Origin of the sequence: Catenibacterium sp. CAG:290 (assembly GCF_000437715.1) — a bacterium.
GTDB lineage: Bacteria > Bacillota_I > Bacilli_A > Erysipelotrichales > Coprobacillaceae > Catenibacterium > Catenibacterium mitsuoka_A.
Map to the genome: position 1 here is coordinate 14324 of NZ_FR898792.1, position 21251 is coordinate 35574.

The following is a 21251-nucleotide window of genomic DNA, read 5'->3' on the forward strand; positions in this document are numbered from 1 at the left end:
CCGCCAAGAGTTTCTTAATTAAACTCACACCAAGTATTATGAAGACAACTCTTGTTGTATTTTTAGTATCTATTGGTATACAGGGTCTTTATTTTATTATTAATAAGACAGCTTATAATAATCAAGAAGAAACAAAGAAGATCAACTTACAGTATGCGACTATGGTATCTAATGCAGGTTTTATGGGTATGCCATTTGCACAAGGGTTATATGGTGATATGGGATTACTTTATGCTTGTATTTATTTAATACCACAAAGAGTATTTATGTGGAGTTATGGTTTGTCCCATTATACAAAAGCTGATTTTAAGACAATGGTGAAGAAAGTTGCTTTACATCCATGTCTTATTGGAATTTATTTTGGTATAGTATTTATGATCATGTATTCATTAGGGTATACACTACCTTCTTTTGTGACGACAACTATGAGTTCTATAGGAGGATGTAATACCGCATTAAGTATGATTGTGATAGGAAGTATATTAAGTGATGTAGAACCTAGAGAGATATTGGATAAGGAGTGTATTTATTATTCTTTTATTCGTTTGATTATGATTCCAGTAATTACTTATCTATGTTTAAGATGGACTTCACTTGATCATATTGGTATTGGTGTCTCTGTTGTATTGGCTGCGATGCCTGCACCAAGCACATGTGCAATGCTGGCAAATAAGTACGATAAGAACCCAGAATTCGCTTCTAAGCTTATTTTTGTATCTACCGCATTTTCTTTAGTCACATTGCCACTTATTTCTTTCATGATAACTTTATAATTTATGAATAATGGTATATAATGACAATAATCTATGAACAAGGAGTATATATATGATTGATATCGCAAGATTAAGAGAAGATCCTGAAGCTGTTAGGGAAAATATTAAAAAGAAGTTTCAAGATCATAAGCTTCCTTTAGTTGATGAAGCATTAGAATTAGACAAACAGTATAGAGCTGCCATAACAAGAGCATCTGAACTTCGTAGTATGAGAAATAAATTGTCTAAAGAAATTGGACAGTTCATGCGTGAAGGTAAGAAAGAAGCAGCTGCTGAAAATAAGAAGAAAGTTGGAGAAATGGCTGAAGAATTAAAGTCATTAGAAGAAGTTGAAAAAGAATCTGGAGATAAATTAAGAGAAGTCATGATGAAGATTCCTAACTTCTTAGATCCTACTGTACCAATCGGTAAAGATGACAGCGAAAACGTAGAAATTACTAAGTATGGTGATCCAGTAGTACCTGATTATGAAGTTCCATATCATACAGATATTATGGAATCATTTGATGGTATTGATCTAGATGCAGCAGGTAGAGTTGCAGGTAATGGTTTCTATTATTTAATGGGTGATATTGCTAGATTACATTCTGCAGTATTAGCTTATGCAAGAGACTTCATGATTAACCGTGGATTCACTTATTGTGTACCACCATATATGATTAGAAGTAATGTTGTTACTGGTGTTATGTCATTTGAAGAAATGGATGCCATGATGTATAAGATTGAAGGAGAAGACCTATACTTAATTGGTACTTCTGAACATTCAATGATTGGTAAGTTCATTGGTGAATTATTAGATGAAGACAAATTACCATATACTTATACTTCATATTCACCATGTTTCAGAAAAGAAAAGGGTGCTCATGGTATTGAAGAACGTGGTGTTTATAGAATTCATCAGTTCGAAAAACAGGAAATGATTGTTGTATGTAAACCAGAAGAATCTAAGATGTGGTTTAAAAAGTTATGGAATAATACTGTAGATTTATTTAGATCTTTAGATATTCCAGTAAGAACACTTGAATGTTGTTCTGGTGACTTAGCAGACTTAAAGTCTAAGTCATTAGACGTTGAAGCTTGGTCTCCAAGACAGAAGAAGTATTTCGAAGTAGGAAGCTGTTCTAACTTAACTGATGCACAGGCTAGAAGATTAAATATCAGAATCAATGGTAAAAATGGTAAGTATTACGCACATACTTTAAATAATACTGTTGTTGCACCACCTAGAATGTTGATTGCATTCTTAGAAAATAACTTAAATGAAGATGGTACTGTTTCTATTCCAGAAGCATTAAGACCATACATGGGTGGTACTGAAAAACTAGTTCCTAAAAAATAATGTGAAAGGAGATGTAAAATCTCCTTTTTCTTGCATTTTATAATAATTATGTTATAATCAATTTTGCCATTACAATAAACATGTCTGAACCATGTCAGGACCGGAAGGTAGCAGCATTAAGGGCCTCTGTTTGTGTGTAATGGCACTTTTTTTATATAAAAAGGAGTCATAGTATGAGCGATGAAGAATATATGGCTGAAGCATTAAAAGAAGCAGAAATCGCAATGAGTGAAGATGAAGTTCCTATTGGATGTATTATTGTCTATGAAGGACAAATCATTGCACGTACACATAATCAAAAGGAAACCTTAAAGAAGGCTACAGGACATGCTGAAATATTAGCTATTAATCAAGCAAGTGAGTATCTTGATTTATGGCATTTAGATGGCTGTACAATGTATGTAACATTAGAACCATGTATGATGTGTACAGGGGCTATTATACAAAGTCGTATCAGTCGTTTAGTAATAGGTGCAAATGTGAGTAAATGGCCAGGTTTTATAGAGTTAATAGAGAATAATCCTGTAAATCATCATCCTGATGTACAACAGGGGATTTTAAATGAACAGTGTGCTACAATAGTATCAGAGTTCTTTAAACGTAAAAGGAGGAAGTAAACTATGGATTCTTATTATACTAATAAGATGAGTTATGGTGAGTTCTTTGGTTCAGTTATGAAATGGATGGCCATGGCTTTAGGAATCACTACAATCACTTCATTTCTATTCTCATTCTTACATCTTGAACTGATGTTGGGTGCGTCTTATTTCATCTTTATGATTGTATGTTCGATTATAGAAATAGGATTAGTACTAATGCTTAGTAAAACAGTCAAAGATATGGCTATAGAGAAGGCTAAGACATATTATGTTGCTTATTCAGTAATTAATGGGATTGTGCTTTCTATGTGGCTGAATTATGTTGTACCAGGTGTAGCAGTACTTGCTTTTGCGGTGACAGCTGTTTATTTTGGTTTACTCTATACAGTGACACAGCATACTAATAATAATTTCATTGGTATAGGAAAAGTCTGTTTAATGGCTTTACCAGTTCTTATGATTGCCTATATCTTATTGATCTTTATTTCGGCGCCAGGTCTTTATTATCTAGTCGTATTCCTTGATCTTGCAGTCTTTACTGGACTTACTCTTTATGATTTTAAGCATATCGAATATGCCTATGAAGTTGCACCTCAGGAAGCATTACCAAGTGTGGCATTACTTTGCGCATTACAGCTCTATATGGATTTCATCAACATTTTTATTGATATATTGATGTTAGTAAGTGATAATAATTAAGGTGCTAAGGCACCTTTTTTTATGTATAATAAGGAAAGGAGTTGATGAAGATGGCATATAAATCATTATATAGAACATACCGTCCACAGACATTTAAAGATGTAGCTGGACAGGAAGCAATTATTACTACATTAAAGCATGCAATAGATGAAAAGAAGATTGCGCATGCATATTTATTTTGTGGTCCACGTGGAACAGGGAAGACAACTGTCGCAAAGTTATTAGCTAAGGCAGTTAATTGTACAGGTGATCCTAAACCATGTGGTGAATGTGAGAATTGTAAACAGATTGAAAACGGAACACATCCAGATGTTATTGAAATAGATGCTGCCAGCAATAATGGGGTAGAAGAAGTAAGAAGTCTGATTGATAAGGTGAAATATGCACCGACACAGGGACAATATAAAGTTTATATTATCGATGAAGTACATATGATGTCACCTGGCGCTTTTAATGCATTATTAAAGACATTAGAAGAACCACCAGCACATGTCATCTTTATTCTTGCGACAACAGAACCACATAAGATCTTACCTACTATTATTTCTAGATGTCAGAGATTTGATTTTACACGACTCACTGACCAGGAAATGGTACAAAGAATGCAGTATGTCTTAAAAGAGGAAGGTAAGACATATGATGATGGATCCTTAGAATTAATTGCGAGACTTGCGAATGGTGGGATGAGAGATGCATTATCTATCCTTGAACAATGTCTTGCCTATAATGATGATCATTTAAGCATTGAGGATATTCATACTATTTATGGTATTGTATCCATGGATGATAAGACAAACTTATTGAAGGTTTTATTATCTAAGAATATGTCTGAATCTTTAAAGATATTAGATAAGATGGATAAGAGTGGTATTGATATTAAGAGATTAACATTTGATTTAATTGATATATTAAAAGACATAGTTGTTTATAGGAATACAAAAGATACTTCTATTATGTCAGTCATGACACAAAAAGACTTAGAAAACATTGTGCCTTATATTTCAAGTGATGAATGTTTTAACTTTATTGATATATTGATGGATGCAAGTGAGAAGTACATCAGAGCGACTGATCCACATATTTATTTTGAACTTGCATTATTAAGATTATGTAATCAAGAACACGCACCAAGTCAGAAGATTGAATATACACCTATTAAAGAAGAACCTGTAAAACCTGTAGAAGTAAAGAAGGTTGAAGTTAAAGAAGAACCAATCGAAGAAATCATGGAAGAACCTGTCTTTGAACCAATTGAAGAAGAGATTGAAGAACCAGTCATTGAAAAGAAGGCTGAACAACCAGTACCTCAATTCAATTATGAAAAGAAAGAAGAACCAGAAACATATGCATCAGATGATAATATCGAAGTAGATCAAAGTGATATATTAAATATTCTTGTACAGGCAGATCGTAAGATCTTAAATGAAGTACAGGAGAAGTGGCCAGTGATTAGACGTTATATGGCTAATATGAATACAGCCAAAGCAGCAAGTATGTTATCTCAGGGTCGTCCAGTTGCAGCAAGTAGAGATGGTTTAATTATTGAGTTTGAATTAATGCCTGATGTGAATGCTGCAAACTATTATAAGAATTATAAACAGTTATCATCTTTAATTAAGGATGTATTAGGACATGAATATAAATTCATTGGTATGCAGCATGATGCATGGTTAGAGATGAGACAACATTATATTCAGCTTGCAAGAAGCAAACAGCTTCCTCAGGCGAGACCAATCACATTAAAACATATTGATGGATATGATTTAAAAAGAGTCGATTTGAATGATGCGCAGAAGTATGCTTTAGATATGTTTGGTGAAGATATTGTAGAATTTAAGGAGGATTAAAAATGGATTTCAATTCGCTTTTAGAAACCGCAAAGAAAATGGGTGAAACAGCCTCAAATCAACAAAAAGAATTAGAAAACAAGAGTTTTAATTTCTCATGTCAGAATAATTTGATTACAGGTAAAATCAATGGTAAGTATCAGATTACTGAATTACATATCAGTCAGGATCTTATGGATGATAAAGATATGTTAGAAGACTTGATGATGATTGCGATTAATCAGGGAATCAGTCAGGTAGAAAAGGAGAAAGAAGAAAATATGAAATCCCTCACTGGTGGATTAGATTTATCTTCTTTTATGTAATATGGAATATCCAAAGAGTTTTGAAGAGTTAATGACATGTTTTAAAATGTTGCCAGGTATTGGAAATAAAGGTGCTGAAAGAATGGCTTATGCGATTTATGATATGTCAGAAGAAGATGTAAAAAGATTCTCACAGGCACTGACTTCATTTAAAGAAAATGTCCATACTTGTCCTATATGTGGTAATTTAAGTGAAGGGGATAAGTGTGAGATATGTGCTGACCACGAAAGAGATCAGTCTACAATATGTGTTGTAGAATCTCCTAAGGATGTCTTTGCAATGGAAAAGATGAAAGAGTACCATGGGTTATATCATGTATTAGGTGGTACAATTTCTATTATGGATGGCAAGACTATGGATGATTTGAATATCATGAGTTTATTTGATCGTATTACTCCTGATACAAAAGAAGTGATTATTGCGACAAATGCGACAAGAGAAGGGGAAACAACTGCACTCTTCCTTGCAAAGCTATTAGATAAAAAGGGTGTCAATACAACACGTATTGCGCATGGTTTACCAATTGGAAGTTCTCTTGACTATGCAGACGAACTCACATTATTAAAATCATTTGAAGGTAGAAAGAAGGTCTAAGAACCTTCTTTTTAATTATGGAAAAAACATTGTAAATCACATATAATATTAATGTTTGAAGGAGCGTATGATATGAGTTTATTTATTACTTTTGAAGGTGGAGAAGGCAGTGGTAAAACGACTATTGCAAAGATGTTACATAAACAGTTTATTGAAGAAGGATATAATATCACTTTTAGTAGAGAACCTGGTGGGGTAGATATCGCAGAACAGATCAGAGATGTGATTACTGATGTCAATAATACGAAGATGGATGCAAGAACTGAAGCTTTACTTTATGCAGCAAGCAGAAGACAGCATCTAGTAGAAAAAGTACTTCCTGTATTAAAGGAAGATGGTATTGTGATATGCGATCGTTTTATTGATAGTTCTCTAGTTTATCAGGGAATTGGAAGAGGTATTGGCGTAGATAATATCTACAACATGAATCTTTTTGCAACAGATGGTATTCTTCCTGATTTAACTATTTTCTTTGATGTAAAACCTGAAGTCGCTTTAAAGCGTATTACGGGGGATAGAGAAGTCAATAGATTAGATTTAGAATCATTGGATTTTCATCATAAAGTGTATGATGGTTATCAAATGATCTGTGATAAGTTCCCAGATAGAATTGTGAAGGTAGATGCTTCTTTACCAGTTGAAGAAGTATATCGTCAGGTTTATGAAATTGTAAAGGATAGACTATGAAAGAATTCTTAAAAGAAACACAACCTATCTTCTATCGTATCTTAGAGAAGAGTTTTAAAGAGAATAAAAAGACTCATGCATTTCTTCTAGTAGGGGATCATACGGATGACATTGCGACATTTATTGCCCAGTCTTATATATGCCATGAAGATACACTGGCATGTGAAACTTGTGATGACTGTATACGAATTAAAGAAGGTCTTTATCCTGATATGATTGTATGTGATGGTAAAGAGTCTTCTATTAAGAAATCTGATATTGATCATATTCAGGAAGAGTTTGTGAAATCAAGTGTAGAGAATAATGGAAAAGTATATATTCTTAAAAATATTGATAATGCGACAACTCAGGCAATGAATAGCTTATTAAAGTTCTTAGAAGAACCTGTAGAAGAAGTATATGCAATCCTTACAACAAAGAATATTAATAAAGTACTACCTACTATTCAATCTAGATGTCAGGTGATTAAATTGCTTCCTGAATCTAAGCATTCTTTAGAATTAAAACTAAAGAATGAAGGGGTAGATGAAGAAGATTCTATGGTTCTTCCTCATCTATTTGATTCGATTGAAGAATGTAATGAGTATAAGGATAGTGAGTTATATTTTGATGTTAAGAATTATGTATTCTACTTTATTGAAGATTTATATATGAAACCATCAGATTTATTGATCAATTTGCAGATTAATCTAGGTAAGAAGTATAAGAAGAATAAAGAAGCCTATGCATTATTCTTAAATCTTCTGGTGTTAGGTATGAGAGATATGTTTCACGTGAAACATTCCATACCTGTATTATTTGTGAAACATAAAGATTTCTTTGAGAAGATGCCAGAAGATGGTAAAATATTACAGAAAATAGAAATCATATTAGAATATGCTGAAAGACTCAACAATAATGTCAATCTTGCATTATTACTAGATGGTATGGTATATAAAGTATTGAAGGGAGTTTGATGAAATGGATAGATTAGCGGCTGTTAGATTTAATAGCGCTGGTAAATATTATTACTTCTCTACAGACTTAGATGTCAAAAAAGGAGATAAAGTAGTAGTAGAAACTGTAAGAGGGCTAGAAATGGGAGAAATCATTTCGGATCTTACAGACTTATCAGAATTTAAATTAGATAACGAATTAAAAAGAATTAAACGTGTTGCGAATAGAGCAGACATTGAAGTATATAATATCAATAAAATTAAGGCACAAAAATCATTTGAAATCTGTAAAGAAATCATTGCGGAAACAAACCTTGATATGCATTTGATCAATTGTGAATATACATTAGATGCTTCTAAGGTGATCTTTATGTATACATCTGATGAACGTGTAGACTTCAGAGATTTATTAAAGAAACTTGCAAGTGTTTTTAAATGTCGTATTGAATTAAGACAGGTAGGACCTAGAGATAAAGCTAAAATTGTAGGTGGTATTGGAAATTGTGGCTTACCACTATGCTGTAACTCATTCTTAGGTGAGTTTGATGGTGTATCTATCAATATGGCTAAGAATCAGTTACTTGCGATTAATATTGACAAGATTTCAGGTGTATGTGGTCGTTTATTATGCTGTTTAAAGTATGAAGATGAGGCCTATAAGGAAGTTAAAAAGAAATTCCCTAAGATTGGTTCATTTATTCGTTATGATGATAAACAGTGTAAGGTTGTTGGTTTAAACGTTATTTCTGATTTAGTGAAGATTGATTGTGAAGGAAGTATTTTATTTATTCCTCTATCTGATATCGATAAGAAACCAGCTCCTAAAAAGGAAAGACGTATCTTAGAAGAACTAGCACCTAAAAAAGAAAAGAAACACGATAAACCAAAACAAAAGAAGCCAAGACAACAGCATAAACAAAAACAGAATAATCAGAAGCCAAGAAATATCAAAGGTAATAATCCAAAAGGAAAGAAAGATGAACGAAGAAATTAATCATCTCCTTGGTTATAATGATATGAAAATCATCCAGAGAAGAGATATGTTTACCTTTTCTCTGGATACTGTTTTATTGGCAAACTTTTGTGCAATCACAAAGGATATGAAGACAATTGTAGATTTTGGGACAAATAATGCAGCTATACCATTAATCTTAACACAACGAACTCATAAGAAGATTATTGGTGTTGAAATTCAAAAGGAAGCTGTAGAGATTGCAGAAAGAAATGTAAAATTAAATCATGTAGAAGATCAGGTAGAAATTATTCATGATGATATTAAGGAGTATGTGAAGTATGCTCCACGTACTAAAGCAATAGTATGTAATCCACCATTTTTTAAATTAGGTGAGAAGTCCCATGTCAATGAGAGCCCTTATGTCACTATTGCACGTCACGAAATTAAAATAGATCTAGAAGGAATTATTGCATCAGCCGCAAAGATTCTAGACCAAAATGGTCGTTTCTCAATGGTCTATCGTCCAGACCGTTTTATTGAAACAATTGAATTATTTAAAAAATATAGAATAGAACCTAAACGTATCCGTTTTGTCTATCCTAAAGAAGGAAAAGAATGTAATACATTTTTAATCGAAGGTGCTTTCTTAGGCAAAACAGGATTAAAGATTGAACCTCCATTATATACACATAATGAAGATGGAAGCTATTCAGATGAAGTAAAACAGTTAGTAGGTGAGATGAATGTTAAATAGACAAAAGAGTTTTGAAAATGGAAAAGCGACACTTTACCTTGTACCAACACCTATTGGTAATTTAAGTGAAATGACACCAAGATGTATTGATGTTATGAAGAGTGTAAACTATATTGCAGCAGAAGATACACGTAATACAGTAAAATTATTAAATCACTTTAATATTGAAGCTAAGCTTATTTCTCATCATGAACATAATCTGCATGTTGCGATCCCTAAACTTCTATCATTATTAGAAGAAGGGGAGTCAGTTGCATTAGTAAGTGATGCAGGGTATCCTGCAATTAGTGATCCAGGTTATGAAATGGTTCTTGCGACTATTGATGCAGGATATAATGTCGTTCCTTTATCAGGATGTAATGCTTGTTTAGATGCTTTAGTTGTCTCTGGTATTGCACCACAGCCATTCATGTTCTATGGTTTCTTAAGTCATACAAATAAAAATAAGACAAAAGAATTAGAAAAATTAAAAAATATCACTTATACAATCGTATTCTATGAAGCCCCACATAGAATCAAGGCAACATTAGAATGTATGATGAAAGTATTAGGTGATAGAAGAATAGCGTTATGTAGAGAAATAACTAAGAAACATGAAGAAATTCTAAGAGGTACTATTTCTGAAGTATTAGAAGTAGTAGATGAATTAAAGGGTGAAATGGTTATTGTGGTTGAAGGTGGTACTGAAGTTGCTGAAGAAGAGACTTTTGACCAGACAATTACAGAACATGTAGATGAGTTTGTAGAAAAAGGTATGTCTAAGAAGGATGCTATTAAAGAAGTCGCAAAGATTCGCAAATTAAATAAGAATCTTGTGTATGAAGAATATCATAAAAAGTAAAAGGGTAATGTTTCACGTGAAACATTACCCTTTTTGCTTGGAAGACCTTATATTTCTAGTTAATAACTATAAATACAAGAAGAAAAAAGCAAAGTCATTTTTAAAAATGACAATGACAGTTTAACATAAGGTAAATTTTAATTCAAATGTATATATGAGAAAATTGTCAATGAATTAAACTTAAAATACAAATAATATTAATATTAAAGGGACAGTCATAAGTGACTGCATAAGACTAAATAAGTAATTGATAAGCAAATACAATTGTAAGAGAAAAAATGATAATCTTAATATAATCTAGATTGAGTGTTCTTGAATAGTACCAATCAAATAGTAAGAATAGAAAGAGAAGAAAATATGATATAGAATTTTAAATTTTTCATAAGAATCCTCCTAAATGAATTATAGTATATTTGTTTCTTATATATGTTAAAAAAATGTAAAAATAAAATAAAAAAACTGTGTTTACACACAGTTTCAAATCAATCTTTCGTAAGCTTCTCTCTCTTCATTGTTTTTTAAACGAACAGTACCACAATGTTTAAATCCATTCTTTAATATAAATTCTCTCATTGGTTTATTATTCTTTTCAATATCTAAACGAATAGAAGGAGTACCACTCTGTTTACATATGTTGACTGCATAATCCAATAATTTTTTTGCATAGCCATTTCCTTTATGATTATTATCAATCGCAAAACGATGAATAATACCATAGTGTCTAGTATCAGTAAGCCAATGGCCATTGTAGATTCTTACATAGCTAGGTTCTATTCCTATAATAAAATGCATTGTGCCATACGTATGGGAATGTTTAGAAAGAACATAACTGTTTCCTGATATAATATCGTCTAGTATTGTGCTAATGTCAGGATATCCTTTTTGCCATTGGTTAATATCATTATCTTTGAAATATTCTTTTGCTTGATTAATAAGATCCATCACACGACTTAGATCTTTAATTTCTGATGCGCGTACATGCATATCAATCACCTCATTTAAAATTGTACTAGAAATCATTTGAAATATCAAATAGTTGTATTTTGATTGCTGAAATGGTTAAATAGTGTCAAGGGAGGATATTATGATTTATCGTACAGTTAATATTTTAGTCTATATTATTTCTGTCTTATTAGCTATGTATGGCTTGCAGGCTTTTGACTTCGAACGCTTCTTGAGAAAGGGCAGAATCAGCCAGTTTTATGTCTTCTATGTAGTCGCGAGTGTGGCGCTCGGATACTTATTTGCACAATTTATACTTAATTTTGGTACGTTAAGTTTTTATTGATTTAAAGCCAATATTTTTTAATTAATTGACTTGAATAATATGAATAAAATGATAAAATAGAAATGCTTACAAGGAGGAAAAAGGTATGAGCTTATCAAAAGAAATTGGTATTGACCTTGGTACTGCAAATATCCTTATCTATGCTAAAGGAGAAGGAATTGTAGTAAATGAACCAAGTGTTGTAACTATTAATGTAGAAACAAATAGACCTGTTGCTGTTGGTGAAGAAGCAAGAGAAATGCTTGGAAAGACTCCTGGAAAATTAAAAGCAATCCGTCCATTAAAGGATGGTGTTATTGCTGATTTCCAGACTACTGAAATCTTACTAACACACTTTATCAATAAACTAAATTTAAAAGGAATTTTTGCTAGACCAACAATCTTAATTTGTTGTCCATCTAACATTACTTCAATCGAAAAGAGTGCCATCCAGGATGTTGCTTTAAGATGTGGTGCTAAGAAGGTATATATCGAAGAAGAACCAAAAGTAGCTGCTATTGGTGCTGGTCTTGATATTTCTAAACCATCTGGAAACATGGTTATCGATATCGGTGGTGGAACTACAGACGTTGCTGTACTTTCATTAGGTGATATCGTTACATCTCAGTCATTAAAGATTGCTGGTGACAAGATGGATCAGGAAATCATTAAATACGTAAAAGATAAATATAAGTTATTAATTGGTGATGCTACAGCTGAAGAAGTTAAGAAACAGATCGGTTGTGCATTCCAGCCTAACGAAGAAACAGTTATGGATGTCCGTGGTAGAGACTTAGTAACTGGTCTTCCAAAGACTATCCAAATGAATGAAGCTGAAACAGTTTCTGCTTTAGGAGAAGTTTGTGAAACAATCTTAATTGCTGCTAAGCAGGTTCTTGAACAGACACCACCTGAATTATCTGCAGATATCGTAAATAAGGGTATCTTCTTAACTGGTGGAGGAGCTTTATTAAAGAATTTAGACAAGTTCCTTGAACAGGGATTAAAGGTTCCTGTATTCGTAGCTGATACACCACTTGATTGTGTTGCTGAAGGCTGCGGTGTCATGTTAGAAAACACTACATACTTACAGTAAGAGATAGCGTTCGCGCTATCTTTTTTTTGGAGGAAATAATGAAAGCGATATTTTTTGATATTGATGGTACTATCTACCATCCCGAGATTGGTATTAGTCAGAATACGATTGATGAAATTCATAGAGTACAGAAATTAGGCCATAAATGCTTTATCGCAAGTGGTAGACCAACTGGATTTATTTCTAAAGAAGTGAAATCCATTGGTTTTGATGGCTTTGTATTAGCTAATGGAGCACATATTGTGACTGAAGGAAAAACAATAGATTCTTTAACATTACCTTATGATGAAACAAAGAAACTTATTGAATATGTGGAATCACAAGGTTATGAATATATACTTCTTACAACTGATCGTTGTTATTTAAAGAAGGAGTCACCACATATGTATGAGTTCTATGCTTGGTGTAATATTGATATGGACTCTTTATGCAACGATTATGATTTAGATGAAGTACTAAAGAAAACAATTAAATTAGAAATTAGATATAATAAAAAAGAAGACAGCGTAGGACTTATTGAAAGACTAGGGGCTTTCTTCTATGAAAAACATGATGATAGCTTAAACATTGAAGTATCTAATATAGATACTTCTAAAGGTCATGGTATTGAAACAATGCTGAACTATTATGGCTTAGATGTTGATGATAGCTATTGTTTTGGTGATGGAGCCAATGACATAGAAATGTTTAAAACAGTAGGACATCCAATTGCTATGAAGAATGCAATTCCTATGATTTATCATCATGCATCAATCATCTGTGAAGATGTATTGCACGATGGTGTGGCAAAAGAATTAAAGAGACTCTTTTAACTTCTGTATAAAAACAGAAGTTTTTTTGTGTCTTCTATGAATGAATCATTGGATTTTTGAATATGTTAAGTGTTGATTATGAGACCCAACACAGTAGAAATACTGTCTTAATATTATAGCTTTTTCTCATTTTACAATTTTTGTTGAATAAAAATAATAAAAATAATACAATGATATTGGAGGTGATAAACATGAACTTTGTCTGGAATACAAACGAACTGAATGCATCTGTCGTCTCCATTTATGAAACAAATATTACATTGAATACGACAGCATGTATGCATTTTGAAAATGTGAATTATGTTCTATTAGGTATTGATTATGACAATCATTGTATCGGTATCAAACCCGTGGGAAAGCAAGCCATCAATGACGGAATCTATCCACAGGACCAGCTTCATAAGATATCAAGAGGTAAGTCCTATGGAAGAATCACCAATAAACCATTTATTAAAGAACTTGCTGATTTGATTCCTCTCGATTTCAATGAAAAGAATGTTTATAAGTTTAAAGGAACATATGACATTGTTCATGAAGTTCTCATTGTTGACTACAAGGAGGGAAGACTGAATGGATAGTTTGGTAGTGTGGTCAGGTGTTGTGGTTGCGTGTATTGTAGTAGAAATACTCACGGTATCACTAGTAAGTGTCTGGTTTGTGATTGGTGCTTTTGTGGCAATGATTGCCTGCTTATTAAATGTATCGGTTCCAATACAGGTTGGTATATTTCTAGTAGTATCTGTTATATGCGCAATAGTGGCACGTCCTATGGCTGTAAAAAGTCTGAAGGGCAATATAATACATACGAATAATGATGCACTTATAGGGTCTCATGCACTCGTTATTAAGAGAATTGATGCAGATCATATGGGTGAAGTAAGAATTAAAAATCAGATTTGGTCAGCGTCTTCACTTCATAATTTGACTTTAGAAGAAGGAGAATATGGAGAAGTTGTCGCAATTGAAGGTGCACATCTAGTTGTAAAAAAGGAGGCGAACTAAGATGTTAGGTTTTATTTTAATGATTTTATTAATCGCAATTGTTGTTATTCTTATTTTCAGTACAGTAAAGATTGTTCCACAGTCATATGCTTATGTAGTAGAAAGAATCGGTGCATATGACCGTACATTAAATGTAGGTTTACATATTCTTATTCCTTTAATTGATCGTGTATCTAACCGTGTATCATTAAAGGAACAGGTTATGGACTTTGCTCCACAGCCAGTTATTACTAAAGATAACGTTACAATGCAGATTGATACAGTAGTCTATTTCTCTATCACAGATCCTAAGTTATTTACTTATGGTGTAGTAAGACCAATTAATGCGATTGAAACATTAACTGCAACTACATTAAGAAATATTATTGGTGAACTTGAATTAGATGACACATTAACATCAAGAGATATCATTAACTCTAAGATGAGATCTATTCTTGATGATGCTACTGATCCATGGGGTATCAAAGTAACTAGAGTAGAAGTTAAAAACATTCTTCCTCCAAGAGATATTCAGGAAGCAATGGAAAAACAGATGCGTGCAGAACGTGAAAGACGTGAAGCTATCTTAGTTGCTGAAGGTAAAAAACAGGCTGCTATCTTAAATGCAGAAGGGGATAAGGAATCTCTTGTATTACGTGCAACAGCTGAAAAAGAAGCACAGATTGCGAAGGCTGAAGGTCAGGCTGAAGCATTAAGACTTGTTTATGAAGCACAAGCTAAAGCTATTCAGTATATTAATGAAGCAAATCCTGAATCAGCTTATATCCAGTTAGAAGGATTAAAAGCATTAAAGAACTTAGCTGATGGACAAGCTACAAAGATTATTGTACCTAATGACTTAGCAGGGTTAGCTGGTACACTTACAACTTTATCAGAATCACTTAAGGATCCTAAAAAGCCTGAGTAACAACAGTCAGAAGACAGATGCTGTCTTCTGATTTTTTTGTATCTAAAAAGCCGTGCGTGTTGCACGGCTTGTATAATCATTTGAAGATATCCTTTATCTTACTACCAACAGGTTTATAATTAAGCAATTTCTTGATTTCTTCCTTGTCTAAGTATTCTTCAATATAACCACAATTCTCACAAATATAGAAAGTCTTCTTTGCGGTATTTCCCTCTTTGAATATAGCGAAAACTTGCGAAGGCTTATTAATATGATTCGTTATTTGAGAAATATTACCACCACCATTTTCATGGAGCTGATCTTTAATAATAATAATTTTATCATGATTACATTTTGGGCAGATTCCAGTCTTTTTCATAGTGAGTTCTCCCTATACCGTTACAATAGTTGTATATTCTTTATAATGTTTTAACACATCAGGATCAATCTCATTATCGGTAATGACTGCATCAAAGTTAAATAGATCATAGAAGATATAAAAGTCAGAACGATTAAACTTAGTAGAATCTACAAGTAAATATCTATTCTTCGCATTATCTAAAGGTATTCCCTGTGATTCTCCTTCTTCTAATGAATAAGTTGTAATACCACTATTAAAGATACCGTTACACCCAATAAAGGCTTTTGTATATCTTAATTTACTTAATACCATATTAGTGATAGGACCTACAAAGGTATTTGTATTACTACGATATTCTCCACCTGTTAACGTTACATCAGTAGGAGTATGACCACTCAAGATATTAAATACTGCAAGAGAATTCGTAACTACTCTAATATTACGTCCACATAACTGCTCAGCTAATAACTGAATAGTAGTACCAGGACCTAAGAATATAGTTTCTCCTTCTTGAATAAGACTTGCTGCTTTATGCGCAATTCTTGTTTTTTCTTCTATCTGTACAGAAGACTTCTCTAAATGAGAACGTTCATGATCCATACTAAAAGATAAACTCTGTGCACCACCATGTACTCTTAATAACTTACCAGATTTCTCTAATTCATCTAAATCTCTTCTTGCGGTCATATCAGAGATTTCTAATTGTTCCATAATTTCATTAATAGAAATAATACCTTTTTGATTGACCATCTGTGTAATTCTTACAAGACGTTCCTTTTTTAACATGTTTTCACTCTCCTTGTCAGTGTCAGTATATCATTCAAAATAATCTAAATCAACACAAAACAAACAAAAACAAACATACAGAAAATGATTTAGCTTGTTTTTTTATCATAAATGTTTGCAAATGTTTAATTATTTGTTTTGTATTGTTTATATTTGTTGACAAATGTGATGAATGCGATTACACTGTAGTTGTAGAAAACAAAAGAGGAGAAAAAAGAAAATGACTAAAGATGAATTAAGTATGGTAGGCTTTGAAATCGTAGCTTACTCAGGAGATGCAAGAAGTACTTTATTAGAATTATTAAAAGAAATGCGTGCAGGTAATTTTGATAATGTAGAAGAAAAGTTAAAGGAAGCGGATGAAAATATCAATCTCGCACATCAGTCTCAGACAACTATTCTTCAGCAAGAAGCACGTGGTGAAGATATGGAAATGGGATTTATCTTCATTCATGGACAGGATCATTTGATGACTACAATCTTATTAAGAGATGTTATTGAAGATTTTATTACTTTATATAGAGAAAGAGGGACAAAATAATGTTAGACGCTGTCATTAAGAAAATTGAAAAAGGTAAACCATTTTTCGATAAAATTGCTCAAAATATTTATTTAGGTGCTGTACGTGATGGCTTCTTAACTGCAATGCCAGCCATCTTATTCTCAAGTGTATTTATCTTAGCTGCTTCAATTCCAGAAATCTTTGGAATTAAGTTGCCAGCAGATGTCTCAACATGGTTGTGGAAAGTCTATAACTATTCAATGGGTATTGTTGGTTTACTAGTATCAGCAACAACTGCAAAGTGCTTAGCTGAAAGCATGAATCGTCGTTTACCAGAAGGTAAAGTAATCAACACAACTTCAGTTATGCTTGCAAGTATTTGTGGTTTCTTTATGTTAGCAGTCAGTGATGTAAAGCTTGGTATCTCTACTACTTATTTAGGTACTAAAGGTTTACTTGCTTCATTCATCGCTGCATTCATCACAGTTAAGATGTATAAGTTCTGTGTTGAAAAAGATGTCACTATTCATATGCCAAAAGAAGTACCAGGTACAATCTCTCAGATGTTCAGAGATGTGTTCCCATTCTCTTTCTCAGTATTGGTATGTGTTATTATTGATTTAATTGTTCGTAATTTATTTGGTTATACTTTTGCAGAAGCAATCATCACATTATTACAGCCATTATTCACAGCTGCAGATGGTTATTTAGGAATCTGTATTATCTGGGGTGCAATGGCAATGTTCTGGTTCGTTGGTGTACATGGTCCAAGTATTGTTGAACCAGCTATCGCTGCAATCATCTATGCAAATGTAGATGCAAACTTAGTATTATTTAAAGCAGGACATCAGGCTGCAAATGTATTAACAGTAGGTTTAGGTAACTTCGTAGGTACAATGGGTGGTACAGGTGCTACTCTAGTTGTTCCATTCTTATTTATGTTATTTGCTAGATCTAAACAGTTAAAAGCTGTTGGTAAAACTACTTTCATTCCAGTATGTTTCGCAGTTAATGAACCATTATTATTTGCGACTCCAATCGTATTAAACCCTTATTTCTTTATTCCATTCTTACTTGCACCAATGGTGAACGTATCATTATTCAAGTTCTTCGTTGATGTATTAAAAATGAACTCATTCATTTATGTATTACCTTGGGCTACTCCAGCTCCAATTGGTTTAATCTTAGGTACAGGTATTAGTTTCTTAGCAGTATTACTTGCAGTATTACTTATTGTCGTAGATGGTATTATTTACTTACCATTCGTTAAAGCATATGACGCTTCATTATTAGAAGAAGAAAAACAGAAAGAAGCTTTAGAAGCATTAGAAGAACAGGTTAAAGAAGAAGAACCTGAAACAAATGAACCTCTTCAGTTAGATAAGAAGATCAATGTATTAGTATTATGTGTAGGCGCTGGTACAAGTGCTATGTTTGCGAATGCTGTTAAAGAAGGGGCTAAAGAAACTGGTTTACCAGTAGATGCCACTGCAAGTGCTTATGGTAATCACTATGATATCTTAAAGAACTATGATGTCGTTGTCTTATCTCCACAGGTACAGGCTCATTTAGAAGAAGTAAAACAGGATGCAAAAGAAGGTACTAAAGTCATTGCGACTAAGGGTGCTCAGTATATTCAGTTAACTCGTGATCCTAAGGGTGCTGTTGAATTTATCGTTGAACAGGAAAAGGAAGGTTAAGTACATGAAATTCTCTGATGATTTTATCTTTGGTGGCGCTACAGCTGCTTATCAGTGTGAAGGTAGTACATTAGAATATGGTAAAGGTAAAGTGTCTTGGGACGACTTTCTTGCAAAGCAGGGTCGTTTCAAGGCAGATCCTGCCAGTGATTTCTACCACCAGTATGGACAAGACTTAAAACTATGTAAAATGTTTGGTATTAATGGAATTCGTATCTCAATTTCATGGGCACGTATCTTCCCTGATGGTACAGGAAAAATCAATCAGGAAGGTATTGATTTCTATCATAGAGTGTTCCAGGAATGTCATAAGAATAATGTAGAACCATTTATCACATTACATCATTTTGATACACCTGATACTTTATATCAGAAGGGTGATTTCTTAAATAGAGAAACAGTAGATGCATTTGTAGACTATGCAAAGTTCTGTTTTGAAGAATATAAGGATGAAGTTAAATATTGGTTTACTTTCAATGAAATCTGGGCAGTAGCTACAAACACTTATATTGAAGGAACATTCCCTAATGGTGAAAAATATAATATGACAAAAGCATTCCAGATTATGCATAATATGATGCTTGCTCATGCGAAAGCTGTTGTTGCTTATAAAGAAGCAGGATATAAAGGACAGATTGGCTGTGTACAGTCATTAGAATATAAATATCCTTATGATGAAAACAGCTTAGATGATATCCAGGCTGCAAAGAACGAAGATGTATTACAGAACCAGTTCTTATTAGATGCAACTTTCAAAGGATATTACTCTACTGAAACAATGGAAATCGTAGATCGTTTAGTAGCTATAAATAATGGCCAGCTAGATTTAAGAGATGAAGACTTTGAAGTTATGAAGAAAGCAGCTGTCTTAATTGACTACATGGGTATGAACTATTATCAGTCACGTTTCATTCAGTATTATGATGGTGAGAATGATATCCATCATAATGGTACAGGTGAAAAGGGTACTTCACGTTTCTGCTTAAAGAATGTAGGACGTAGAATGGAAAAAGAAGGTATTCCTAGAACTGACTGGGACTGGTTAATTCATCCAGAAAGTATGTTTGATATGTTAGTGCGTATTCGTCAGCAGTATCCAAACTACAAGTGTATCTATATTACAGAAAACGGTATGGGTTATAAAGATGAATTTGTTGATGGTGTGATTGATGATGCACCAAGAATTGATTATATCAAGAAACATTTACAGTATGCATTAAAGGCAGTTGAAGTGGGTGTTAATGTAAAGGGCTACTTTGTATGGTCATTAATGGATATGTTCTCATGGACTAATGGATATAATAAGCGTTATGGCTTATTCTATGTAGACTATGAAACACAGAAACGTTATCCAAAAGCAAGTGCTTATTGGTATAAGGGCGTATCAGAAACGAAAGAGGTATAGTTATGAATTCTTATAAAGGAGTTATATTTGATTTTAATGGAACATTGTTTTTTGACAATCCAAAACATGTATTAGCCTGGGGAAAGATTTCCGAGGAAATAAGACATCATGGAATTAGCGAAGAAGAGCTACATGAACATTTCAATGGTGTTCCTAATAATAAGATCATTGAATATATGTTTGATGGACAATGTACAGATGAAGTGAAACAGAAATATTCTTTACTTAAAGAACAGTACTATCGTGAATTCTGTAAGGAAGATAAAGAAACATTTCATTTAGTTGCTGGCGCTACAGAATTCTTTGATAAACTTAAAAACAACAACATTCCATTTACTATCGCAAGTGCATCCATTAAACCAAATATTGATTTCTTTGTAGAATCATTCCATCTTGATCATTGGATTAATCCTGATGATATTGTTTATGATGATGGAACATATGATAATAAGATCATGATGTTCAAGAAAGCAGCTAATATTCTAGGAGTAGATATAAGTGACTGCTTAATCGTTGAAGACTCCCTAAGTGGTATTGAGAATGCCTATAAAGCAGGATGTAGAAATATAATCGTAATCGATTCTGCAAATAAAAGAGAAGAATATCAGAAGTTACCAGGAGTAACAAAAGTGATTGATTCATTTAAAGAAATTTAAACAAAGAGCCATCTTATTAAAGATGGTTCTTTTTGCAAGAAAACAAGATGGGCGCTTCACTATGATAATTCAGTCTTTTGTTACGAACGATTTCGTTGTAAAATATAAGAGTCAAATAGAATAGTGATTTGGCTATGGCAGCTGTCATATATGGTGGCTGCAAAGTTTATGGAGGAATAAATATGAATGTATTAGTTACAGGTGGTGCAGGTTATATTGGTAGTCATGTCTGTGTAGAATTACTACAGAGCGGACATGATGTTGTAGTCATCGATGACTTCTCAAATTCAAAACCAGAAGCCTTAGATGCCATTCATGAAATTACTGGTAAGAAAGTAAAGTTTTATGAATTTAACGTTTTAGATGAAGATAAGACAGAAGAAGTATTCAAGGAAAACAAGCTTGATGCAGTCATTCACTGTGCAGCCTTCAAGGCAGTAGGTGAATCA

General features: G+C 32.9%; 26 protein-coding genes and 1 other RNA gene. 24 read left to right on the top strand and 3 right to left on the bottom strand.

The features are described 5' to 3' along the window. From QVO42_RS03460 to rsmI, 13 genes are all read left to right on the top strand, one after another. Positions 1-773 (top strand): AEC family transporter (locus QVO42_RS03460; RefSeq protein ID WP_288163732.1); only part of this gene is annotated, 773 nt, incomplete at its 5' end. Positions 774-825: 52 nt separating this feature from the next. Further along, a complete protein-coding gene (serS, locus tag QVO42_RS03465) occupies positions 826-2112 on the top strand; it encodes a serine--tRNA ligase (RefSeq protein ID WP_022424786.1) in 1287 nt (428 codons plus the stop codon). A gap of 61 nt (positions 2113-2173) precedes the next feature. Then, positions 2174-2263: signal recognition particle sRNA small type (ffs, locus tag QVO42_RS03470), an RNA gene on the top strand. A gap of 22 nt (positions 2264-2285) precedes the next feature. Continuing rightward, entirely contained in the window at positions 2286-2729 is a 444-nt protein-coding gene (locus QVO42_RS03475; protein WP_022424787.1) for a nucleoside deaminase, read from the top strand. 3 nt (positions 2730-2732) lie between these two features. Next, a complete protein-coding gene (locus QVO42_RS03480) occupies positions 2733-3410 on the top strand; it encodes a Bax inhibitor-1 family protein (RefSeq protein WP_022424788.1) in 678 nt (225 codons plus the stop codon). Positions 3411-3460: 50 nt separating this feature from the next. Beyond that, positions 3461-5257, top strand: a complete 1797-nt coding sequence (gene dnaX / locus QVO42_RS03485; RefSeq protein ID WP_022424789.1) for a DNA polymerase III subunit gamma/tau — start codon at positions 3461-3463, stop codon at positions 5255-5257. Positions 5258-5259: 2 nt separating this feature from the next. Then, positions 5260-5562 (top strand): YbaB/EbfC family nucleoid-associated protein, encoded by a 303-nt coding sequence (locus QVO42_RS03490; protein WP_022424790.1) that lies wholly within the window; start codon positions 5260-5262, stop codon positions 5560-5562. Position 5563: 1 nt separating this feature from the next. Next, positions 5564-6157 carry a recombination mediator RecR gene (gene recR / locus QVO42_RS03495; protein WP_006505009.1) on the top strand — a complete coding sequence of 198 codons (594 nt, stop codon included), beginning with the start codon at positions 5564-5566 and terminating at the stop codon, positions 6155-6157. Between the two features lie 72 nt (positions 6158-6229). Beyond that, positions 6230-6844: a dTMP kinase gene (gene tmk / locus QVO42_RS03500; protein ID WP_022424791.1), complete on the top strand. Its 615-nt coding sequence runs from the start codon at positions 6230-6232 to the stop codon at positions 6842-6844. After that, entirely contained in the window at positions 6841-7800 is a 960-nt protein-coding gene (locus tag QVO42_RS03505; RefSeq protein ID WP_022424792.1) for a DNA polymerase III delta subunit-related protein, read from the top strand. The genes tmk and QVO42_RS03505 overlap by 4 nt, the downstream gene beginning before the upstream one ends. Positions 7801-7804: 4 nt before the next feature. Further along, positions 7805-8773 carry a PSP1 domain-containing protein gene (locus QVO42_RS03510; RefSeq protein ID WP_022424793.1) on the top strand — a complete coding sequence of 323 codons (969 nt, stop codon included), beginning with the start codon at positions 7805-7807 and terminating at the stop codon, positions 8771-8773. Beyond that, complete coding sequence (locus QVO42_RS03515) at positions 8739-9488, top strand: tRNA1(Val) (adenine(37)-N6)-methyltransferase (protein WP_288163742.1); 750 nt, start codon at positions 8739-8741, stop codon at positions 9486-9488. Before QVO42_RS03510 ends, QVO42_RS03515 begins: the two co-directional genes overlap by 35 nt. Next, positions 9478-10329 carry a 16S rRNA (cytidine(1402)-2'-O)-methyltransferase gene (gene rsmI, locus QVO42_RS03520; RefSeq protein ID WP_022424795.1) on the top strand — a complete coding sequence of 284 codons (852 nt, stop codon included), beginning with the start codon at positions 9478-9480 and terminating at the stop codon, positions 10327-10329. Before QVO42_RS03515 ends, rsmI begins: the two co-directional genes overlap by 11 nt. Positions 10330-10806: 477 nt before the next feature. Here rsmI and QVO42_RS03525 read toward each other — a convergent pair whose 3' ends face one another. Continuing rightward, complete coding sequence (locus QVO42_RS03525; protein ID WP_022424796.1) at positions 10807-11313, bottom strand: GNAT family N-acetyltransferase; 507 nt, start codon at positions 11311-11313, stop codon at positions 10807-10809. Between the two features lie 100 nt (positions 11314-11413). Between QVO42_RS03525 and QVO42_RS03530 the strand changes: the two genes are divergently transcribed. The 6 genes from QVO42_RS03530 (at position 11414) to QVO42_RS03555 (ending at position 15413) form a co-directional block, all read left to right on the top strand. Continuing rightward, positions 11414-11617: a DUF1146 domain-containing protein gene (locus QVO42_RS03530; RefSeq protein ID WP_022424797.1), complete on the top strand. Its 204-nt coding sequence runs from the start codon at positions 11414-11416 to the stop codon at positions 11615-11617. An 85-nt stretch (positions 11618-11702) separates the two neighbouring features. Next, entirely contained in the window at positions 11703-12692 is a 990-nt protein-coding gene (locus QVO42_RS03535; RefSeq protein WP_022424798.1) for a rod shape-determining protein, read from the top strand. A 38-nt stretch (positions 12693-12730) separates the two neighbouring features. Beyond that, positions 12731-13504 (top strand): HAD family hydrolase, encoded by a 774-nt coding sequence (locus QVO42_RS03540; protein WP_022424799.1) that lies wholly within the window; start codon positions 12731-12733, stop codon positions 13502-13504. 191 nt (positions 13505-13695) lie between these two features. Beyond that, positions 13696-14082 (top strand): hypothetical protein, encoded by a 387-nt coding sequence (locus QVO42_RS03545; protein WP_022424800.1) that lies wholly within the window; start codon positions 13696-13698, stop codon positions 14080-14082. Then, positions 14075-14506: an NfeD family protein gene (locus QVO42_RS03550; protein ID WP_022424801.1), complete on the top strand. Its 432-nt coding sequence runs from the start codon at positions 14075-14077 to the stop codon at positions 14504-14506. Before QVO42_RS03545 ends, QVO42_RS03550 begins: the two co-directional genes overlap by 8 nt. Before the next feature lies 1 nt (position 14507). After that, positions 14508-15413 (top strand): SPFH domain-containing protein, encoded by a 906-nt coding sequence (locus tag QVO42_RS03555; RefSeq protein ID WP_022424802.1) that lies wholly within the window; start codon positions 14508-14510, stop codon positions 15411-15413. A gap of 76 nt (positions 15414-15489) precedes the next feature. On the opposite strand, the gene QVO42_RS03560 is transcribed toward QVO42_RS03555, so the two are convergent. Next, positions 15490-15771, bottom strand: a complete 282-nt coding sequence (locus QVO42_RS03560) for a hypothetical protein (RefSeq protein WP_022424803.1) — start codon at positions 15769-15771, stop codon at positions 15490-15492. Positions 15772-15783: 12 nt separating this feature from the next. Further along, positions 15784-16539: a DeoR/GlpR family DNA-binding transcription regulator gene (locus QVO42_RS03565; protein WP_022424804.1), complete on the bottom strand. Its 756-nt coding sequence runs from the start codon at positions 16537-16539 to the stop codon at positions 15784-15786. A 220-nt stretch (positions 16540-16759) separates the two neighbouring features. On the opposite strand from QVO42_RS03565, the gene QVO42_RS03570 reads away from it, so the two are divergent. From QVO42_RS03570 to QVO42_RS03590, 5 genes are all read left to right on the top strand, one after another. Next, a complete protein-coding gene (locus QVO42_RS03570) occupies positions 16760-17080 on the top strand; it encodes a PTS sugar transporter subunit IIA (RefSeq protein WP_022424805.1) in 321 nt (106 codons plus the stop codon). After that, the gene (locus QVO42_RS03575; RefSeq protein ID WP_022424806.1) at positions 17080-18741 is read left to right on the top strand and encodes a PTS transporter subunit EIIC; all 1662 of its coding nucleotides are present in this window, start codon (positions 17080-17082) and stop codon (positions 18739-18741) included. Before QVO42_RS03570 ends, QVO42_RS03575 begins: the two co-directional genes overlap by 1 nt. A gap of 4 nt (positions 18742-18745) precedes the next feature. Further along, positions 18746-20146: a 6-phospho-beta-galactosidase gene (gene lacG, locus QVO42_RS03580; RefSeq protein ID WP_022424807.1), complete on the top strand. Its 1401-nt coding sequence runs from the start codon at positions 18746-18748 to the stop codon at positions 20144-20146. Positions 20147-20148: 2 nt separating this feature from the next. Continuing rightward, positions 20149-20802 (top strand): HAD family hydrolase, encoded by a 654-nt coding sequence (locus QVO42_RS03585; RefSeq protein WP_022424808.1) that lies wholly within the window; start codon positions 20149-20151, stop codon positions 20800-20802. Positions 20803-20984: 182 nt separating this feature from the next. Then, positions 20985-21251, top strand: a 267-nt coding sequence (locus QVO42_RS03590; RefSeq protein WP_288163741.1) for an SDR family NAD(P)-dependent oxidoreductase, incomplete at its 3' end; no start/stop codon positions are given.

What these genes read in the sequence shown, in the direction of transcription:
- serS (WP_022424786.1), top strand. Translation starts at nt 826, where the DNA reads ATGATTGATATCGCAAGATTAAGAGAAGATCCTGAAGCTGTTAGGGAA.
- QVO42_RS03475 (WP_022424787.1), top strand. Translation starts at nt 2,286, where the DNA reads ATGAGCGATGAAGAATATATGGCTGAAGCATTAAAAGAAGCAGAAATC.
- QVO42_RS03480 (WP_022424788.1), top strand. Translation starts at nt 2,733, where the DNA reads ATGGATTCTTATTATACTAATAAGATGAGTTATGGTGAGTTCTTTGGT.
- dnaX (WP_022424789.1), top strand. Translation starts at nt 3,461, where the DNA reads ATGGCATATAAATCATTATATAGAACATACCGTCCACAGACATTTAAA.
- QVO42_RS03490 (WP_022424790.1), top strand. Translation starts at nt 5,260, where the DNA reads ATGGATTTCAATTCGCTTTTAGAAACCGCAAAGAAAATGGGTGAAACA.
- recR (WP_006505009.1), top strand. Translation starts at nt 5,564, where the DNA reads ATGGAATATCCAAAGAGTTTTGAAGAGTTAATGACATGTTTTAAAATG.
- tmk (WP_022424791.1), top strand. Translation starts at nt 6,230, where the DNA reads ATGAGTTTATTTATTACTTTTGAAGGTGGAGAAGGCAGTGGTAAAACG.
- QVO42_RS03505 (WP_022424792.1), top strand. Translation starts at nt 6,841, where the DNA reads ATGAAAGAATTCTTAAAAGAAACACAACCTATCTTCTATCGTATCTTA.
- QVO42_RS03510 (WP_022424793.1), top strand. Translation starts at nt 7,805, where the DNA reads ATGGATAGATTAGCGGCTGTTAGATTTAATAGCGCTGGTAAATATTAT.
- rsmI (WP_022424795.1), top strand. Translation starts at nt 9,478, where the DNA reads ATGTTAAATAGACAAAAGAGTTTTGAAAATGGAAAAGCGACACTTTAC.
- QVO42_RS03525 (WP_022424796.1), bottom strand. Translation starts at nt 11,313, where the DNA reads ATGCATGTACGCGCATCAGAAATTAAAGATCTAAGTCGTGTGATGGAT.
- QVO42_RS03530 (WP_022424797.1), top strand. Translation starts at nt 11,414, where the DNA reads ATGATTTATCGTACAGTTAATATTTTAGTCTATATTATTTCTGTCTTA.
- QVO42_RS03535 (WP_022424798.1), top strand. Translation starts at nt 11,703, where the DNA reads ATGAGCTTATCAAAAGAAATTGGTATTGACCTTGGTACTGCAAATATC.
- QVO42_RS03540 (WP_022424799.1), top strand. Translation starts at nt 12,731, where the DNA reads ATGAAAGCGATATTTTTTGATATTGATGGTACTATCTACCATCCCGAG.
- QVO42_RS03545 (WP_022424800.1), top strand. Translation starts at nt 13,696, where the DNA reads ATGAACTTTGTCTGGAATACAAACGAACTGAATGCATCTGTCGTCTCC.
- QVO42_RS03550 (WP_022424801.1), top strand. Translation starts at nt 14,075, where the DNA reads ATGGATAGTTTGGTAGTGTGGTCAGGTGTTGTGGTTGCGTGTATTGTA.
- QVO42_RS03555 (WP_022424802.1), top strand. Translation starts at nt 14,508, where the DNA reads ATGTTAGGTTTTATTTTAATGATTTTATTAATCGCAATTGTTGTTATT.
- QVO42_RS03560 (WP_022424803.1), bottom strand. Translation starts at nt 15,771, where the DNA reads ATGAAAAAGACTGGAATCTGCCCAAAATGTAATCATGATAAAATTATT.
- QVO42_RS03565 (WP_022424804.1), bottom strand. Translation starts at nt 16,539, where the DNA reads ATGTTAAAAAAGGAACGTCTTGTAAGAATTACACAGATGGTCAATCAA.
- QVO42_RS03570 (WP_022424805.1), top strand. Translation starts at nt 16,760, where the DNA reads ATGACTAAAGATGAATTAAGTATGGTAGGCTTTGAAATCGTAGCTTAC.
- QVO42_RS03575 (WP_022424806.1), top strand. Translation starts at nt 17,080, where the DNA reads ATGTTAGACGCTGTCATTAAGAAAATTGAAAAAGGTAAACCATTTTTC.
- lacG (WP_022424807.1), top strand. Translation starts at nt 18,746, where the DNA reads ATGAAATTCTCTGATGATTTTATCTTTGGTGGCGCTACAGCTGCTTAT.
- QVO42_RS03585 (WP_022424808.1), top strand. Translation starts at nt 20,149, where the DNA reads ATGAATTCTTATAAAGGAGTTATATTTGATTTTAATGGAACATTGTTT.